The following is a 16560-nucleotide window of genomic DNA, read 5'->3' on the forward strand; positions in this document are numbered from 1 at the left end:
GGCTCCTGTCCTGTAAAGGACTTCAAGCAATTCCAGGGAAAGTCTGTGGGGGTTTCCGGCCGGAATTGCTCAAGAACAAATAGTCGGGCTATTCGGCAGCAGCAAGGCGGGCCGAGCGGACGCCCTGGGCAAGCCCGCTGACCAAAGTGGCGACGGCTTCCGCCGGATCGGCTGTTTTGTCGCCCTTGGGGCCGAGCACATTGGCGACCGCATTGACAATCGCGGTGCCGACGACGACGCCGTCGGCATTAGCGCCGATCACACGCGCCTGCTCGGCGGTCTTGACGCCGAAGCCGACGCAGACCGGCAGGTCGGTGTGGCCCTTGATGCGGTTGACAGCCGCGGCTACCTTGCCCGTGTCGGCCAACGCCGAGCCGGTGATGCCGGTCATCGAGACGTAGTAGACGAAGCCGGAGGTGTTTTCCAAAACCTTGGGCAGGCGCTTGTCGTCGGTGGTCGGCGTCGCCAGGCGGATGAAGTTGACGCCGGCCTTCAGCGCCGGAATGCAAAGCTCCTCGTCCATCTCCGGCGGCAGGTCGACGACGATCAGTCCGTCGATGCCGCTCGCCTTGGCGTCGGCGAGGAAGCGGTCGACGCCATAGATGTAGATCGGATTGTAGTAGCCCATCAGCACGATCGGCGTCTCGTCGTCGCCGGCGCGGAAGTCGGCCGCCAGCTTCAACGTCTTGACCAGGGTCTGGCCGCCCTTCAGCGCGCGCAAGCCGGCGGCCTGGATCGCCGGGCCGTCGGCCATCGGGTCGGAGAAGGGCATTCCCATCTCGATAATGTCGGCGCCGGCGATCGGCAGCGCCTTCATGATCGACAGCGAGGTGTCGTAATCGGGGTCGCCGCCCATGAAATAGGTGACCAAAGCCGGGCGGCCTTCGGCCTTGAGCTTCACCATGCGGCGATCGATGCGGGTGGTCATTGTCAGATCTCCATGCCCAGCATGTTCGCCACCGTGTGCACGTCCTTGTCGCCGCGGCCGGACAGATTGACGATGACGATCTGGTCCTTGTCCATTGTGGGCACGATCTTCATCGCATGCGCGATGGCATGCGCCGATTCCAGCGCCGGGATGATGCCTTCGACGCGGGTGGTGAGCTGGAAGGCTTCCAGCGCCTCGTCGTCGAGGATCGGCTCATACTGGACGCGACCGGAATCGCGCAGCCAGGAATGCTCGGGACCGACGCCCGGATAGTCGAGGCCGGCCGAGATCGAATGGCCGTCGAGGATCTGGCCGTCCGAGTTCTGCAACAGATAGGTGCGGTTGCCGTGCAGCACGCCGGGCTTGCCGGCATTCATCGAGGCGCAATGCTCGACGCCGTCGAGGCCGCGCCCGCCGGCTTCGATGCCGATGATGCGGACGTCCTTGTCGTCGAGGAAGGGATGGAACAGGCCGATGGCGTTGGAGCCGCCGCCGACGGCGGCAATGATGACATCGGGCAGCCGGCCCTCCTGCTCCAGCATCTGGGCGCGGGCTTCCGTGCCGATCACCGACTGGAAGTCGCGCACCAGCTCCGGATAGGGGTGCGGGCCGGCGGCGGTACCGATCAGGTAGTAGGTGTCCTCGACATTGGTGACCCAGTCGCGCAGGGCCTCGTTCATGGCGTCTTTCAGCGTGCCGTGACCGGCGGTGACCGGCCGCACCTCGGCGCCGAGCAGCTTCATGCGGAAGACATTCGGGCTCTGGCGGGCGACATCGGTGGCGCCCATGTAGACGACGCAAGGATAGCCGAAGCGCGCCGCGACGGTGGCCGAGGCGACGCCATGCTGGCCGGCGCCGGTCTCGGCGATGATGCGCTTCTTGCCCATGCGCTTGGCGAGCAGGATCTGGCCGAGGCAATTGTTGATCTTGTGCGAGCCGGTGTGGTTGAGGTCCTCGCGCTTGAAATAGACTTTTGCGCCACCCCCGAGGCCCTTGGCCGAGGAAACCTCACGAAGATGCTTTGTCAGGCCCTCGGCGAAATACAGCTTCGACGGCCGCCCGGCATAGTGGGTCGACAGGTTCTGCAGCTCGGCCTTGAACTCGGGATCGGTCTTGGCCTTGTTCCACTGCTCTTCCAGATCGAGGATCAGCGGCATCAGCGTCTCGGCGACGAAGCGGCCGCCGAAAATGCCGAACATGCCCTGCTCGTCGGGTCCGGTGCGGAAGGAATTGGGCATTGCCGGCTTGTTCATCGCCGATCTCCTGATGTGAATTGTATTCAGGCGGCGCGGTCGTCGCGCGCGGCCCTGACGGCCCGGAAAAACTGCTCGATCAGCGCCGGATCCTTGACGCCCGGAGCGCTTTCCACACCGGACGAAACGTCTATTCCGGGCGGGTCGGCCTGTCTCAGGGCATCGCCGATATTGGCGGCGTTGAGCCCTCCGGAAAGCATGTAATCGAGCCCGGCGTCAAGGCCGGCAAGGATGGGCCAGTCGAAGGAAACGCCATTGCCGCCCGGCAATTGCGACCCCTTCGGCGGCTTGGAATCCAGAAGGAAGCGATCGGCGATGCCGATGAAGGGTTTTATGCGGTCGAGATCCGCCGCCTCGCTGATGGGCAGCGCCTTCATCACCGGCAGGCCGTAACGCGCCTTGATCTCGGCCACGCGCTCAGGCGTTTCCGAACCATGCATTTGCAGCATGTCGGGCTGCATTTTCGCGACGATCTCGTCGAGAAAGCCATCATCGGCGTCGACGCTGACGGCTGCCGCCAGGGCCTTGCCGCGCGCCGCCTGACGCAAACGGCCGGCCTCGGCGGGCTCGACATAACGCGGGCTCTTGGCGAAGAAAATAAAGCCGACATGGCTGGCGCCGCCCGCAAGCGCGGCGGCCATCGCAGCGTCGGTCTTCAATCCGCAGATCTTGATGTCGAGCGTCATGGCGCGGGCTTGGCACGAAACGGGAAAAGAGTCGAGAAAAAGCATGCTGTTGCCGGTCCGGCGGAAAACACTACCTTCATATAGGAACCACAGGCGGGAGCAGAATAATCATGGCCGACCGGACCGTCGCCGAACTGAAGCAGAAGATCGCGCAGGCGCGCGAGGTGATCGCGCATCTGATGGACAAGGCCGCCTTCAACGGTGCCGAGGCGCATCGGGCTCTGGACTATTTCGGCAGCGATACGTTCGACCGGGATTTTTTGCCGTGGCCGCATACCGAGGAAGGACTGCGGCCGGAGGAGCTGAACGCGGCGAATGACGACTGAACTGCTTATGCCGTGAACCCGGCGCGGAGAAACTCGGCGTTTAGATGTTGCGCGCATCCGCGCGCAACATCAGAGGAGTTACTCAAACACAATCGCCTGCAAGGCGCCGCCGTTGCGCTTCAGCCAGTCCTTGCAGCGGTCGGTATCCGGGCAGAGTTTTTCGCACAGCTTCCAGAATTTCGGGCCGTGGTTCATCTCCTTGAGATGCGCCACCTCATGCGCCACAAGGTAGTTTATCACCGCCGGCGGCGCCATCATGATGCGCCACGAGAAGGAGAGATTGCCCTCCGAGGTGCATGACCCCCAGCGGCTGGAGGTATCCTTATACCTTATCGCCTTGGCCCGCTTGCCGATCGTTTCGGTGTGCTTGATCACTAGCCTCTCGATCTCCTTCTTGGCCTCGCGCTTGAGGTAATCCCCGATGCGGCGCGGCAAATGGATACGCTCGCCATGGACGATCAGGAGCGGGCCGCGATCGTCGCGCGCGACGGTGACGGTGCCGCGCCGAGAAGGCTCGTGCACGATCCGGTGAGGCACCCCCCGGATCGGGATCCGGATGCCTGGGCGCACCTGCGGTCTCGTCGGCACCTTGGCCAGCCGCTGCTCCAGCCAGTCCTGGTGGCGGTCGAGGAATTTCTCCACCTCGCCGCGGCGCAGGCCGGGGGGCACGGTGACACGCAGGCCCTGGCCGCCGGAATCGATGCGCAGCGTGAGCCGCCGGGCCCTGGCGCTCTCAACGATCTTGAGCGGCAGCGTGCGGCCGGCGACGCAATGCTCGCGCTCGACGACAGGCGTAGGCTTTGGCTTGGTCAGATTGCGAAGGAAGCCGAGGGTCATGGCTGGACGATACGCGATTCGAAAAAAACGGCCAGTGGAGGGAAGCTACATAGAGAACAAAAAAGAAACGGCGCCGCTAAACGCGACGCCGCATATCATACCGAGACGTGTCGCCGGATCTCAGTCGTCGAGCAGGTTGGTACCTTTGCCGCCCTCCGGACCCGCCTTGTCGCTCGAGCCGGTCGAGCTCGGCGCGGTCGACTTGTTGCGGTTGGCCATGAAGCGATCGAACTCTTCCTGGTCCTTGGCGCGGCGCAGTTCGCGGGCGTACTCGTCGAACTCGGAGAGCATCTCGTCGAGCTTGCGGCGCTCTTCAGCGAGGCGCTCCAGCTCCTTCTCGCGCCAATCGTCGAAGGCGACGTTGCCGGTGCGGGCCGAGCCGTGGCCCCAGCGGGCCGCCTTCTCGGAGCGACGACGGCAACCGGCGAAGATGCCGTCCGTGGCGCGGTTGACGTCGCGCTTGAAGCCTTCCAACCGATCGCCCCAGATGATGTAGGCGAGCATGGCGAAGCCGAGCGGCCAGAACACCATGAAGCCGATGACCATCAGCGCGATGGTGGCCGGCGTCCAGGCCGGACGGATCAATGCACTTGTGTTCATTTTCTCCCAATCCTTCCATTGGAGACAGCCAAACCGGCTGCGTGGAATCGAAATGGGAAGGCGAAATCGGCGATTCAAGACAAACCCCGCCAAAACCGGCGAAGCACCTGAAATGATTATCGCTTTTTGAGCTTCTCGAGGAAAAGCACTGCCATTCCGGCGACCAGCCCCCAAAATGCCGCGCCGACGCCAAGGAGCGTGAGTCCCGAAGCCGTCACGGCGAAGGTGACGGTGGCCGGCATGCGTTCGGCCTCGTCCTTCAGCGCGATCGACAGCGCGTTGGCCAAGGGCGCCGTCAAGGCGAGCCCCGCGACCAGCACGATCAGGCTTTGCGGCAGGACGGCGAAGATCGCCACCAGCGAGGCGCCGAAGATCGCGAAGATGAGATAGGCGAGCGCGTAGAACGGGCCGGTCTTCCAGCGTTCGGCCGGGTCGGGATGGACATCGGGACCGGTGCAGATAGCGGCCGAGATCGCCGCGAGATTGGTGGTCGCGGCGCCGAACGGCGCCGAGAGCAGCGAAAACAGACCGGTGACGCCGATCAGCGTACCGGGCTCCGGATGATAGCCCGCGGCGCGCAGCACCGCGAGACCGGAAAGGTTCTGCGAGGCCATGGTGACCAGATAGAGCGGCAGGGCAAGGCCGATGATCGCCGATGCGGTGAATTGCGGCGCAATCAATGTCAACGTCGACAGTTCCGGCGCCGGCAGGCTGCCGACGCGGCCGGTGAGGAAAGCGGCGAGGCCGCCGCCGATCAGCACCACCAGCACCGACAGAGCCGGATTGAACAGGCGGATGGCGAAGAAGGCGGCGATCAGCGGCAGGATCAGCCAAGGGTCGGCCGGAATAGCCTTCACCGCATTGACGGCGAAGCTGACCAGGATGCCGGCCAGCATGCCGGACGCGACCGAGGCCGGGATTTTCGCGATCAGCCTGGTCAACGGCTTGAACAGGCCGGTGGCGACCAGAAGGATGCCGGTGACCATGAAGGCGCCGACGGCCTGCGGCATCGTAAATCCGCTGGAGGCCGCGATCAGCGCCAAGCCGGGCGTCGACCAGGCGGTAATGACCGGCATCTTGGTGCGCCAGGAGAGCCACAGACATTCAACGACCATGGCCAGGCAGATCGCCGTCACGCCGCTCGCGGTCTCGATCTGCGTGGCGCCGACCGCCTCGGCGGCGGCAATGACCAGGGCCAGCGTGCCGCCGAAGCCGACGATCGCCGCGACGAAGGCGGATATCGGGATGGAGATGCGCATTATCCGGCCGCCCGCTTGACCATGTCGCCGACGGCCCGCTTGAGCATGTCGAGATCCTCGGGGCGGGACAGGCGATGATCGCCGTCCGGGATCAGCGACAGCGTCACATCGTCGGCGGGCAGCATGGATGCGAGCTTCAAGGCATGGCCGGACGGCACGTCCGGATCGGCCAGGCCCTGCAGGATGTGCACCGGGCAATGGGTGTCGATCGGCCCGGTCATCACCCGGTTTGCGCGGCCGTCCTCGATCAGCGCGCGCGTGTAGATATAAGGCTCGTCCGAATAGTCGGACGGCTCGGCGAAGAAGCCTTTTTCCCTCAGATCCTGCCGCTGCGCGTCGGTCAGAACCGGCTCGATCAGCTCGACGGTGAAATCAGGCGCCGGAGCGAGCAGCACCAGGCCGGCAACCCTCGTGTCGCCCGCCTTGCGCAGTTCCTGCGCCATGCGCAACGCGATCCACGCCCCCATCGAGGAGCCGACCAATACCTGCTTGCCCTTGCTGAACCGGCGAAAGACGGCGAGGCTCTCGGCCAACCACTTCGAGATCGTGCCGTCGGCGAATTCGCCGCCCGACTCGCCATGGCCAGAATAGTCGTGGCGCAGACAGGCGTGGCCTTCGCTCGCAGCCCAGGCGGCAAGCGTCTGCGCCTTCGTGCCCTGCATGTCGGACTTGTAGCCGCCGAGCCAGACCACGCCGGGCGCCGCGCCCGGCATCTGCCTGACGGCGATGCCCGACCCGTCCACATCGATGAAAACCGGAGCGCTGGCGGTCATGAGCTTGTCCTTCCCGCCGGTCTTTTGGCACAGGCGGTGGTTCAACGAAAAGTGCTCGCGGCGTTTCTTTGCTTGGTGCAGACAATTACCAGGCAGCAGGTGATTTTGCGGCGCGGCTATGCTATTGACTCACGCCCCGCGCTTCCCACATAGGCGCGTCCACCTACTTTTGTCTAAAGAACCCAGAACGAAACGGCCGAGGAGACCACGACCATTCGCAGACCTTTCAAAGCAGCGGCACCCACCAAGGACGGGCCGCGCTCCAACCGAGACATCCGGGTGCCCCGGGTCCAGCTTATCGACGCCGACGGCCAGAACCGAGGCGATGTTTCCATCAACGACGCGTTGCTGCTGGCCGAAGAGGCCGGGCTCGATCTCGTCGAGATTTCGCCCAATGCGGTGCCGCCCGTCGTCAAGATCCTCGATCTCGGCAAGCTGAAATACGCCAACCAGAAGAAGGCGGCCGAAGCGCGCAAGAACCAGAAGGTCATCGAGATCAAGGAGATCAAGATGCGCCCGAACATCGACAGCCATGACTACGAGACCAAGATGAAGGCCGTGCGGCGCTTCTTCGAGGAAGGCGACAAGGTCAAGCTGACGCTGCGCTTCCGCGGCCGCGAGATGGCGCATATGGAACTTGGCATGCAGCTTCTGAACAAGGTGCGCGAGGAAGTTGCGACGATCGCCAAGGTCGAGGCGGAGCCGAAGCTCGAAGGCCGCCAGATGATGATGGTTCTGGCGCCGCGCTGACCAGGGATGGCGCGGCCGCCAAAGCGTCGCGTCCATCACGGTTTCGAGAGTTGCCGGGCTCTTTGTATCCCGCTCTAAAATCCGCCCGAATTGCCGGGCACGGCGTCCCGACGATCGGCGGGGCGCCTGTTTTCAACCCGATCGCCAGCCACCTCGACGATCCCTTCGCGATCGCGAGCAATCGACGATCGGCTTTTGCCGATCGCGAACCAATCGACGATCGGATGGGTCATGGTCGATGAAGTGAAGGTCTCAGCCGACAACCAGACTGAGGGGTTGGGCGGCTACCAGCACATGCGCCGGATCGTGCTGGCGGTGCTGATCGTGGTGCTGTTCTGCGCGCTTCTGTTCGGCCAGTCTTCCTTTCCGCCGGACACGTCCGTGCACGAGTCGATCGAGATGTTCGGCGTGCTTTTGATCTTTCTCGGCATTGTCGGGCGGCTGTGGTCGACGCTTTATATCGGCGGGCGCAAATCAGCCGAGGTGGTCACCGGCGGACCCTATTCGATCACCCGCAACCCGCTCTATTTGTTTTCGACCTTGGCTGCCGCCGGGGTCGGGGCGCAGATCGGCTCGTTCAGCGGCATCATCCTGTTCTCGCTGCTCTGCGCCGGCGCCTTCCACATCGTCATCCTGCGCGAGGAGCGTTACCTGAAGGAACTGCTCGGCGCGCCCTACCAGGCCTATCTGGCCAAGGTGCCGCGGTTCTTCCCGAACCTGGCGCTCTACCAGGAAGGCGATACCGGCAGCTTCAGGCCGCGCCTGCTCTTGAACACGCTGCTCGACGGCCTGGTTTTCCTGGTGGCGCTGCCCGCTTTTGAGCTGATCGACGGCATGCAGCAGTCGGGGATGCTGCCGGTGTGGTTCACGCTGCCTTAGGGTGGCTGATATTCAGGTGAGGCCGGCCTGCGAATGGCGGCTTCCTGCGCTTCCGGTGCTCACGTACTTTAAGTACGCTCCGCTCCGGTTCTCGGAACCACCATTTTCGACTCGGCCTGACCTGAATCTCAACCGTTCCCGCCGGCGCACGGCGAGGACAGCGCGTCGCATGGCTTCAGGTGTTGCACGCCGGCCATCTTTGATCTATAGGACCGCCGTTCCAAGAAAACCGCCCGGCAGGGCATGCCGTGGCGGTTTCATTTGCTTTTCGGGCTTTGGTCGGCCCGAAGCGAGACAAGAAGCGCGATGGTGCGCCACCAATACGGAGTAGCAAAATGCCCAAGATGAAGACCAAATCGGCCGCCAAGAAGCGGTTCAAGATTACTGCCACCGGCAAGGTGCTGTCGGCTGCCGCCGGCAAGCGCCACGGCATGATCAAGCGTTCCAACAAGTTCATTCGCGATGCCCGCGGCACGATGGTTCTGGCTGAACCGGACGGCAAGAAGGTCATCAAGAATTTTCTGCCGAACGGCCTCTAATCCCTCGGCTTGGACAACGTTTTTAAGGAGATCATGACATGGCACGCGTAAAGAGAGGCGTTACCGCCCACGCCAAGCACAAGAAGGTTTTGAAGGCCGCCAAGGGTTTCTACGGCCGCCGCAAGAACACCATCCGCATCGCCAAGCAGGCGGTGGAGAAGTCGCTGCAATACGCCTACCGCGACCGCAAGAACCGCAAGCGCTCGTTCCGCGCGCTGTGGATCCAGCGCATCAACGCCGCGACCCACGAGCATGGCCTGACCTATGGCCGTTTCATCGACGGCCTCAACAAGGCCGGCATCGAAATCGATCGCAAGGTCCTTTCGGACATGGCCATCCACGAGCCGCAGGCTTTCGCCGCGCTGGTCGCCAAGGCCAAGGTCGCGCTCGAATATCTGAAGAACACCACGCCGAATGCTTTTGAGAGCGCTGTCGCCTAAGCCAGCGCTTCCCAAGCATACGCAATTCTGATTTGGGGAACCCGCGCTGGCACGGCTGGCGCGGGTTTTTCTTATGCCTGATGTAACCAAAATGGCGACGACGAAACCGAAATGGTGACAGTCGCCCGACCGAGAGAGCTTCGCCGTGAACGCCACTGCTGGAAATCTTGAAGCCCTGGAAGGCTCGTTGCTCGCCGAAATCGCGGCGGCCGCGGACGAGGCCGCGATCGAGGCGGTGCGCGTCTCGGCGCTGGGCAAGAAGGGTTCCGTCTCCGAAATGCTGAAGACGCTGGGCGCAATGAGCGCCGAGGAGCGCCAGGTGAAGGGGCCGGCGATCAACGGCCTGAAGAACCGCGTCACCGAAGCGCTCACACAGCGCAAGGCGGAACTGAAGGATGTGGCGATCGCGGCCCGGCTCGCGGCTGAGAAGGTCGACGTCACCCTCCCCGTTCGCCAATCGCCGGCCGAGCGCGGCCGCATCCATCCGATCAGCCAGGTGATCGACGAGATCGCGGCGATCTTCGGCGACCTCGGCTTCGCCATCGCCGAAGGCCCCGATATCGAGACCGACTATTACAATTTCACCGCGCTGAATTTTCCCGAGGGACATCCGGCGCGCGAGATGCACGACACCTTCTTCTTCCAGCCGGACGAGAAGGGTGAGCGCAAGCTATTGCGCACCCACACCTCGCCCGTGCAGATCCGCACCATGGAGAAGCAGAAGCCGCCGATCCGCATCGTCATCCCCGGCAAGACCTACCGGCAGGATTCCGACGCCACGCACTCGCCGATGTTCCATCAGGTCGAGGGGTTGGTGGTCGACAAATCAGCCAACGTCGCCAACATGAAGTGGGTGCTGGAGGAGTTCTGCAAGGCCTTCTTCGAGGTGCCGTCGGTCAAGATGCGCTTCCGTCCGTCCTTCTTCCCGTTCACCGAGCCCAGTCTCGAGGTCGATATCCAGTGCGACCGCTCGCGTCCCGGCGAAGTGCGCTTCGGCGAAGGCTCCGACTGGATGGAGATACTGGGCTGCGGCATGGTGCATCCCAACGTGCTGCGCGCCGGCGGGCTCGACCCCGACGAATATCAGGGCTTTGCCTGGGGCATGGGCATCGACCGCATCGCTATGCTGAAATATGGCATGCCGGACCTGCGCGCCTTCTTCGACGCCGACGTGCGCTGGCTGTCGCATTACGGCTTCCGGCCGCTCGACCTGCCGACGCTATTCGGGGGGCTGTCGACATGACCGCACCCCACACCGGGGGCTGTCGCTGCGGCGCGGTGCGGTTCGAGGCCTCGGCCGAGCCGCACCACATCAGCTATTGCCATTGCGGCGATTGCCGGCGCGCCAGCGGCGCGCCGGTGTCGGCCTTTGTCGGCTTCATGGCCGATCAGGTCGCGCTCAACGGCAAATCGCTGAAGAGCTATCGCAACGGCCCGGTGGAGCGCACGTTCTGCGGCATCTGCGGCTCGCCGATCGCCTATCTCGATCAGCGGCTCGACAACCAGGTTTATTTCATGCTCGGCGCCATGGACATGCCGGCCTATTTCAGGCCGACAGTGCATGCGCATGTGCGCGAGCAACTGCCCTTCCTGCACATGCCCGACGCGCTGCCGCGCGAGCTGAAGACCAGCGTGCCCCGGCCCGAAGAACAAAGACCCTCGGAAACACAGTCATGAAATTCACCCTCTCCTGGCTCAAGGACCATCTCGAGACCGACGCCTCGCTTGCCGAGATCGTTGAGCGGCTGACCGCGATCGGTCTCGAGGTCGAGCATGTCGATGACAAGGCCGGCCTGAAACCCTTCGTCATCGCCAAAGTGTTGACGGCAGTGCAGCATCCGGACGCCGACCGGCTGCGCGTGCTGACCGTCGACACCGGCGACGGCAAGCCGCCGGTGCAGGTGGTGTGCGGCGCGCCCAATGCCCGCGCGGGCATGATCGGCGCCTTCGCCGCGCCCGGCACCTACGTTCCCGGCATCGACGTGACGCTCTCGGTCGGCAAGATCCGCGGCGTCGAGAGCCACGGCATGATGTGCTCGGAGCGTGAGCTGGAAATCTCAGACGAGCATAACGGCATCATCGATTTGCCTGAGGATGCGCCGGTCGGCACCAGCTTCGCCGCCTACGCGCATCTCGACGATCCGGTCATCGAAATCAATCTGACGCCGAACCGGCCGGATGCGACCAGCGTCTACGGCATCGCGCGCGACCTCGCGGCGAGCGGGCTTGGCCGGCTCACCGGCGGCGGGATCATGCCGCATGCCGGCGAAGGCCTGTGCCCGGTCAAGGCGAGGATCGAGGCGCCGGAACTCTGCCCCGGCTTCGCGCTGGCGCTGGTGAAGGGCGTCAAGAACGGCCCGTCGCCGAAATGGCTGCAGCAGCGGCTGATCGCCATCGGCTTGCGCCCGATCAGCGCGCTGGTCGACATCACCAACTATGTCACCTTCGACCGCGGCCGGCCTCTGCATGTCTTCGATGCCGCCAAGGTCGCCGGCAATCTCGTGGTGCGCCGCGCCAAGGACGGCGAGAAGGTGCTGGCGCTTGACGGGCGCGAATACACGCTGACGCCGGAGATGTGCGTGATCGCCGACGACAATGGCGTGGAATCGATCGCCGGCATCATGGGCGGCGAGCATTCGGGCTGCGACGAGAACACCACCGACGTGCTGATCGAATCGGCGCTCTGGGATCCGATCGCCACGGCCCGCACCGGCCGCGCGCTCGGCATTATCACCGACGCGCGCTACCGCTTCGAGCGCGGCGTCGATCCCGAATTCATGGTGCCGGGCGTCGAGCTGGCGATCAAGCTGGTGCTCGATTTCTGCGGCGGCACGCCTTCTGAAATCGAGGTTGCCGGCTATGCCGGCCATAAGCCGAAGATCGTCTCCTTCCCGCTGTCGGAAGTGAAACGGCTGACCGGCATCGAGGTGCCGAGAGAGGAAGCCCTTGGCATCCTGACCCGGCTCGGCTTCGAGCCGAAAGGACTGAGCGATGTCGTCAAGGTGGAGGTGCCGTCCTGGCGGCCGGATGTCGACGGCAAGGCCGACCTGGTCGAGGAGGTGATGCGCATCCATGGCGTCGATAACATCTTGGCCCAGCCGCTTACCTCGCATGACGCGGTTAACGGCAAGATCCTGACCACGCTGCAGGTGCGCACCCGCGCCGCCAAGCGCGCGCTGGCCGTGCGCGGCATGATGGAGGCCGTCACATGGTCGTTCATTCCCGCCAGGCATGCAGAGCTGTTCGGCGGCGGCCAGACGGCGCTCAAGCTCGCCAACCCGATCGCCGCGGACATGTCCGACATGCGGCCGTCGCTGCTGCCGGGGCTGATCGCGGCCGCGCAGCGCAATGCCGACAAGGGCATCGGCGATGTGGCGCTGTTCGAGGTATCGGGCACCTATGAGGGCGATGGCGCCGACCAGCAGCGGCGCGTCGCCGCCGGCGTGCGGCGCGGCACCGCCAAGCTCGACGGCTCGGGCCGCAGCTGGGCCGGCAATGCCGGGCCGGTGGGCGTGTTCGACGCCAAGGCGGACGCGATCGCGGCGCTCGAGGCCTGCGGCGCGCCGGTCGACCGACTGCAGATCGAGCCCGGCGGCCCGGCTTGGTATCATCCGGGACGCTCCGGCACGATCAAGCTCGGGCCGAAGACGGTGCTCGGCACGTTCGGCGAGTTCCATCCGAGGACGCTGGACGGCCTGGACGCGTCAGGTCCGATCTGCGGCTTCGAGGTTTTCGTCGACGCCGTGCCTGAGCCGAAGGCCAAGCCGACACGCACCAAGCCGAAGCTGGAGCTGTCGCCCTTCCAGGCGGTGAAGCGCGACTTCGCCTTCGTGGTCGACAGGTCGGTGGAAGCCGGCACACTGGTGCGGGCAGCGCTCGCGGCCGACAAGAAGCTGGTCACCGGCGTTTCGGTGTTCGACGTCTTCGAAGGCGCCTCGCTGGGGACGGCCAAGAAGTCGATAGCCATCGAGGTGTCGATCCAGCCGGTCGAAAAGACGCTGACCGACGAGGACTTCGAGGCCCTCGCAAGACGCATCGTCGAGAACGTCAACAAACAGACGGGCGGCGTGCTGAGGGCGTAAGGCATTGCGCAGAGATGGCGAATCGCTCTCCAAAGGGCGATGCACCATCTCCGCTATTCCGGCCTCCCCTTCGAGGAACAGCGCGCGGCGTTCCTCGCCATCATCGCGGCCGATCCGCTGCTGGATGAAACGCTGGCGCGAGTGCGCGAGCTTGCGCTTCCCGGCTGGCTGGTGGTTTCCGGCGCGCTCTACAACAGCGTCTGGAATCACCTAACCGGCAAGCCGCCGGGCTACGGCATCAAGGACGTCGACCTGTTCTATTTCGACGACGCCGACCTCTCCTACGAGGCAGAGGATGCCGTGATCCGCCGGGCGGCTGAGCATTTCGCGGGGATGGCGCTGCCGGTCGAGGTGCGCAACCAGGCGCGGGTGCATTTGTGGTATCCGGTGAAGTTCGGGCAGGAATGTCCGCGTTATGCGAGCGCGAGCGAGTCGGTGAGCTATTTCGCGTCGAAGACACATGCGGTCGGGGTGCGGTACGACGCCGACGGAGCTTTGGAGCTGGTGGCGCCGTTCGGGCTCGACGATCTTTTTTCGTTTCGCATCACGCCGAACCGGGTGCTGGACAATCAGCGGACGCATGAGGCGAAGGGGAGAAGGGCGCAGGAGTATTGGCCGGAGGTTAGTGTGGTGGCGTGGTAGGATAAGTTGGCGCGAGGCACCCCCCTCTGCCCTGCCGGGCATCTCCCCCGCAAGGGGGGAGATTGGCAGTTTGGGCGCCGGCGCTTCTCCTCGTAGCGTTGGCGATTGGCGAAAGCGGACGCGACATCCGATCTCCCCCCTTGCGGGGGAGATGGCCGGCAGGCCAGAGGGGGGTGCCTCGCGCCAACGTCTCAAAAAAAGGGCACCGAAGCGCCCCTTCCATTGTCGCTCACCCGTTCACCAGCGCCAGCAGTTCCCCCGTGTAGCGCTTGCCGACCACCTTGTCGGGCGACAGCGCGTCACCGATCGCCGCGACCTCGGCCGCGCTCAGCTCGATATTCGCCGCCGCCGTGTTCTGCTCAAGGTGGCGTATCTTCCTTGCGCCGGGGATCGGGACGATGAAATCGCCCTGATGCAGCACCCAGGCGAGCGCCAGCTGCGCCGCTGTCACGCCCTTCTGCGCCGCCATCTTCTCCAGCACTGCGATGACCGCGTTGTTGGCTTCCATCGCCTCGGCCTGGAAGCGCGGCAGAGTGAGGCGCCAGTCGCCGGCGCCGAGCGCGTCCGGCTTGGCGATCGCGCCGGTGAGCAGGCCGCGGCCGAGCGGGCTGTAGGGAACGAAGCCGATGCCGAGCTCGCGGCAGACGTCGAACACCTCATCCTCGGGATCGCGGCTCCACAGCGAATATTCGCTCTGCACCGCGGCGATCGGGTGCACGGCATGCGCCCGGCGCAGCGTCGCGCCGCTCACCTCCGACAGGCCCAGCGCCCGGACCTTGCCTTCGCGCACCAATTCCGCCATGGCGCCGACCGTGTCCTCGATCGGCACGTTCGGATCGACGCGGTGCTGGTAATAGAGGTCGATCACGTCGGTGTTCAGCCGCTTCAACGAAGCCTCGGCCACCGCCTTGACGTGCTCGGGGCGGCTGTCGACGCCGACCATGCGGTCGGTGCCCTCGCCGTGCTCGGAAATCTTGAAGCCGAATTTGGTGGCGATCGTCACCTTGTCGCGCACCGGCTTCAGCGCCTTGCCGAGCAGGATCTCGTTCTCGTATGGACCATAGACTTCGGCCGTATCGAAGAAGGTCACGCCGATCTCGACGGCGCGGCGCAGCGTGGCGATCGCTTCCGCCTCCGGCTGGCCGCCATAGCCGAAGCTCATGCCCATGCAGCCGAGGCCGACGGGGAAGACTTCGAGTTCAGTTCCAAGTTTGCGGGTTTTCATGGCGCATCTCCTTGTTGCGATGGGGGAGAGATAGCGCCTCGCGATGCGTTCGATAATTCTTTCTCTTTTGTACGGGTTGCTCTATAAAATGGAACGATGAATCGGACGAACCTCTCGCAACTCGCCGTGCTGGCCGCGGTCGCCCAATGCGCCAGCTTCCGCGGCGCCGCCCGCGAGCTCGGCATCGCGCCGTCGGCGGTGAGCCATGCGGTGTCGAGCCTGGAAGCACGGCTTGGCGTGCGACTGCTGGCGCGCAGCACGCGCAGCGTCGCGCCGACCGAGGAAGGCGCGCAGCTTCTGGAACGGCTGCGGCCGGCCCTGTCCGAGATCGATCTCGCGCTGGAAACGGCGGTCGAGGCGCGCGACCGGCCGGCCGGCAATCTCAGGCTCAGCGTGCCGCGCACCGCCGCGCATCTGGTGCTGACGCCACGGCTCGGCGCCTTTGCCACCGCCTATCCCGACATCGTGCTGGAGATCGTCATCGAGGATCGCTTCACCGATGTCGTCGAGGGCGGCTTCGACGCCGGCGTCAGGCTCGGCGAAAGCCTGCAGCGTGACATGATCGCGGTGCGGATCGGGCCCGACATCCGCGGCGCGGTGGTCGCAGCGCCGTCCTATTTCGCTTCCATGCCGAAGCCAGGTCATCCGCGCGATCTCGCAGGCCATCGCTGCATCCGCTTCCGTTTTTCCAGCGGCATTCTCTATCGCTGGGAGTTCGAGAAGGACGGCGAGGAAATCGAGATCGCGGTGGAAGGACCGCTGATCCTCGACGAGGATCATCTTATCGCCCAGGCGGCAGTCGACGGCGCCGGCCTGGCCTTCGTCTTCGAGCCCTATGTGCGGGCGCCGCTCGCCGACGGCAGGCTGATCCGCGTGCTGGAGGATTGGTGCCCGCCCTTCGACGGCTTCTTCGTCTATTATCCTAGCCGCCGGCAGATGCGCCCGGCGCTCAGGGCGTTCGTGGATTTCTTCAAGGTGAGCGGATAGCACCCCCAAAATGGGCAGGGTAAATCGCATATGGCAGCGCCAGCCCCCACTCCGGCCGCTGCGCGTTCACCTCTCACCCATGTTCATGGCGGAGAGGAAAGCCAGGCTTTTCGAGGCCGCAATCTCGGCGGTTGGCGTTTCCTCCCTCCAGAATGTGGCTACGCTATGCACACATCTTCTGTGACTGGCGCGACTGATCAGGCCGAGGCTTGATTGCCACGTTGTTCCCCCAATCCGTCGCTGCTTCGCAGCGCCACCTTTCCCCCCTCCGGAGGGAAAGGAAAGGAGCGTTGCTGGACGGGCGTTGAGGCAAAAAGCTTGGCGCCTTTCCTCTACCCCGTCGATCGGGGGAGA

At 64.7% G+C, this 16560-nt stretch carries 19 protein-coding genes; 10 read left to right on the top strand and 9 right to left on the bottom strand.

The features are described from left to right. Positions 1–88: 88 nt before the first annotated feature. From trpA to LB515_RS19615, 3 genes are read right to left on the bottom strand one after another with little or no spacing between them, the layout of a single operon-like run. Positions 89–928: a tryptophan synthase subunit alpha gene (gene trpA / locus LB515_RS19605; protein ID WP_224708686.1), complete on the bottom strand. Its 840-nt coding sequence runs from the start codon at positions 926–928 to the stop codon at positions 89–91. Between the two features lie 2 nt (positions 929–930). After that, entirely contained in the window at positions 931–2181 is a 1251-nt protein-coding gene (gene trpB, locus LB515_RS19610; protein ID WP_224708687.1) for a tryptophan synthase subunit beta, read from the bottom strand. 26 nt (positions 2182–2207) lie between these two features. Continuing rightward, on the bottom strand, positions 2208–2867 hold the full coding sequence (locus LB515_RS19615) for a phosphoribosylanthranilate isomerase (protein WP_224708688.1): 660 nt from the start codon (positions 2865–2867) through the stop codon (positions 2208–2210). Between the two features lie 110 nt (positions 2868–2977). On the opposite strand from LB515_RS19615, the gene LB515_RS19620 reads away from it, so the two are divergent. Next, positions 2978–3193: a hypothetical protein gene (locus tag LB515_RS19620; RefSeq protein ID WP_140686825.1), complete on the top strand. Its 216-nt coding sequence runs from the start codon at positions 2978–2980 to the stop codon at positions 3191–3193. 78 nt (positions 3194–3271) lie between these two features. Here LB515_RS19620 and LB515_RS19625 read toward each other — a convergent pair whose 3' ends face one another. The 4 genes from LB515_RS19625 to LB515_RS19640 all read right to left on the bottom strand — a co-directional run bounded on the left by LB515_RS19625 (position 3272) and on the right by LB515_RS19640 (position 6662). Beyond that, positions 3272–4030, bottom strand: a complete 759-nt coding sequence (locus LB515_RS19625) for a M48 family metallopeptidase (protein WP_095767984.1) — start codon at positions 4028–4030, stop codon at positions 3272–3274. Positions 4031–4150: 120 nt separating this feature from the next. Further along, positions 4151–4630, bottom strand: coding sequence for a DUF2852 domain-containing protein (locus tag LB515_RS19630; RefSeq protein WP_095767983.1), 480 nt, complete (start codon positions 4628–4630; stop codon positions 4151–4153). A 116-nt stretch (positions 4631–4746) separates the two neighbouring features. Then, on the bottom strand, positions 4747–5889 hold the full coding sequence (locus tag LB515_RS19635) for a benzoate/H(+) symporter BenE family transporter (protein WP_224708689.1): 1143 nt from the start codon (positions 5887–5889) through the stop codon (positions 4747–4749). After that, positions 5889–6662, bottom strand: a complete 774-nt coding sequence (locus tag LB515_RS19640) for an alpha/beta hydrolase (RefSeq protein WP_224708690.1) — start codon at positions 6660–6662, stop codon at positions 5889–5891. The genes LB515_RS19635 and LB515_RS19640 overlap by 1 nt, the downstream gene beginning before the upstream one ends. Before the next feature lie 213 nt (positions 6663–6875). Between LB515_RS19640 and infC the strand changes: the two genes are divergently transcribed. Then, entirely contained in the window at positions 6876–7412 is a 537-nt protein-coding gene (gene infC / locus LB515_RS19645) for a translation initiation factor IF-3 (RefSeq protein WP_095767981.1), read from the top strand. 74 nt (positions 7413–7486) lie between these two features. Here the strand turns inward: infC and LB515_RS19650 are convergent, their stop codons facing one another. Next, entirely contained in the window at positions 7487–7645 is a 159-nt protein-coding gene (locus LB515_RS19650; RefSeq protein WP_224546267.1) for a hypothetical protein, read from the bottom strand. Here LB515_RS19650 and LB515_RS19655 point away from each other — a divergent pair. The 7 genes from LB515_RS19655 (at position 7644) to LB515_RS19685 (ending at position 13994) form a co-directional block, all read left to right on the top strand. Further along, positions 7644–8291, top strand: a complete 648-nt coding sequence (locus tag LB515_RS19655) for a methyltransferase family protein (RefSeq protein ID WP_140843487.1) — start codon at positions 7644–7646, stop codon at positions 8289–8291. The genes LB515_RS19650 and LB515_RS19655 overlap by 2 nt on opposite strands. Positions 8292–8626: 335 nt before the next feature. Continuing rightward, positions 8627–8830, top strand: coding sequence for a 50S ribosomal protein L35 (rpmI, locus tag LB515_RS19660; protein WP_027166935.1), 204 nt, complete (start codon positions 8627–8629; stop codon positions 8828–8830). A gap of 38 nt (positions 8831–8868) precedes the next feature. After that, complete coding sequence (gene rplT / locus LB515_RS19665) at positions 8869–9270, top strand: 50S ribosomal protein L20 (RefSeq protein ID WP_042637600.1); 402 nt, start codon at positions 8869–8871, stop codon at positions 9268–9270. A gap of 145 nt (positions 9271–9415) precedes the next feature. Next, a complete protein-coding gene (gene pheS / locus LB515_RS19670) occupies positions 9416–10513 on the top strand; it encodes a phenylalanine--tRNA ligase subunit alpha (RefSeq protein WP_224526026.1) in 1098 nt (365 codons plus the stop codon). Continuing rightward, the gene (locus LB515_RS19675) at positions 10510–10947 is read left to right on the top strand and encodes a GFA family protein (RefSeq protein WP_224708691.1); all 438 of its coding nucleotides are present in this window, start codon (positions 10510–10512) and stop codon (positions 10945–10947) included. The genes pheS and LB515_RS19675 overlap by 4 nt, the downstream gene beginning before the upstream one ends. Beyond that, on the top strand, positions 10944–13352 hold the full coding sequence (pheT, locus tag LB515_RS19680) for a phenylalanine--tRNA ligase subunit beta (protein WP_224708692.1): 2409 nt from the start codon (positions 10944–10946) through the stop codon (positions 13350–13352). The genes LB515_RS19675 and pheT overlap by 4 nt, the downstream gene beginning before the upstream one ends. A 39-nt stretch (positions 13353–13391) precedes the next feature. Next, positions 13392–13994: a nucleotidyltransferase family protein gene (locus LB515_RS19685; protein WP_224708693.1), complete on the top strand. Its 603-nt coding sequence runs from the start codon at positions 13392–13394 to the stop codon at positions 13992–13994. Between the two features lie 229 nt (positions 13995–14223). Here LB515_RS19685 and LB515_RS19690 read toward each other — a convergent pair whose 3' ends face one another. Continuing rightward, positions 14224–15219 (bottom strand): aldo/keto reductase, encoded by a 996-nt coding sequence (locus LB515_RS19690; RefSeq protein WP_224708694.1) that lies wholly within the window; start codon positions 15217–15219, stop codon positions 14224–14226. A 96-nt stretch (positions 15220–15315) separates the two neighbouring features. Here LB515_RS19690 and LB515_RS19695 point away from each other — a divergent pair, with 96 nt between their 5' ends. Further along, positions 15316–16206: a LysR family transcriptional regulator gene (locus tag LB515_RS19695; protein ID WP_224708695.1), complete on the top strand. Its 891-nt coding sequence runs from the start codon at positions 15316–15318 to the stop codon at positions 16204–16206. Positions 16207–16560 lie beyond the last annotated feature (354 nt).

This window comes from Mesorhizobium sp. CA15 (assembly GCF_020165215.1).
GTDB lineage: Bacteria > Pseudomonadota > Alphaproteobacteria > Rhizobiales > Rhizobiaceae > Mesorhizobium.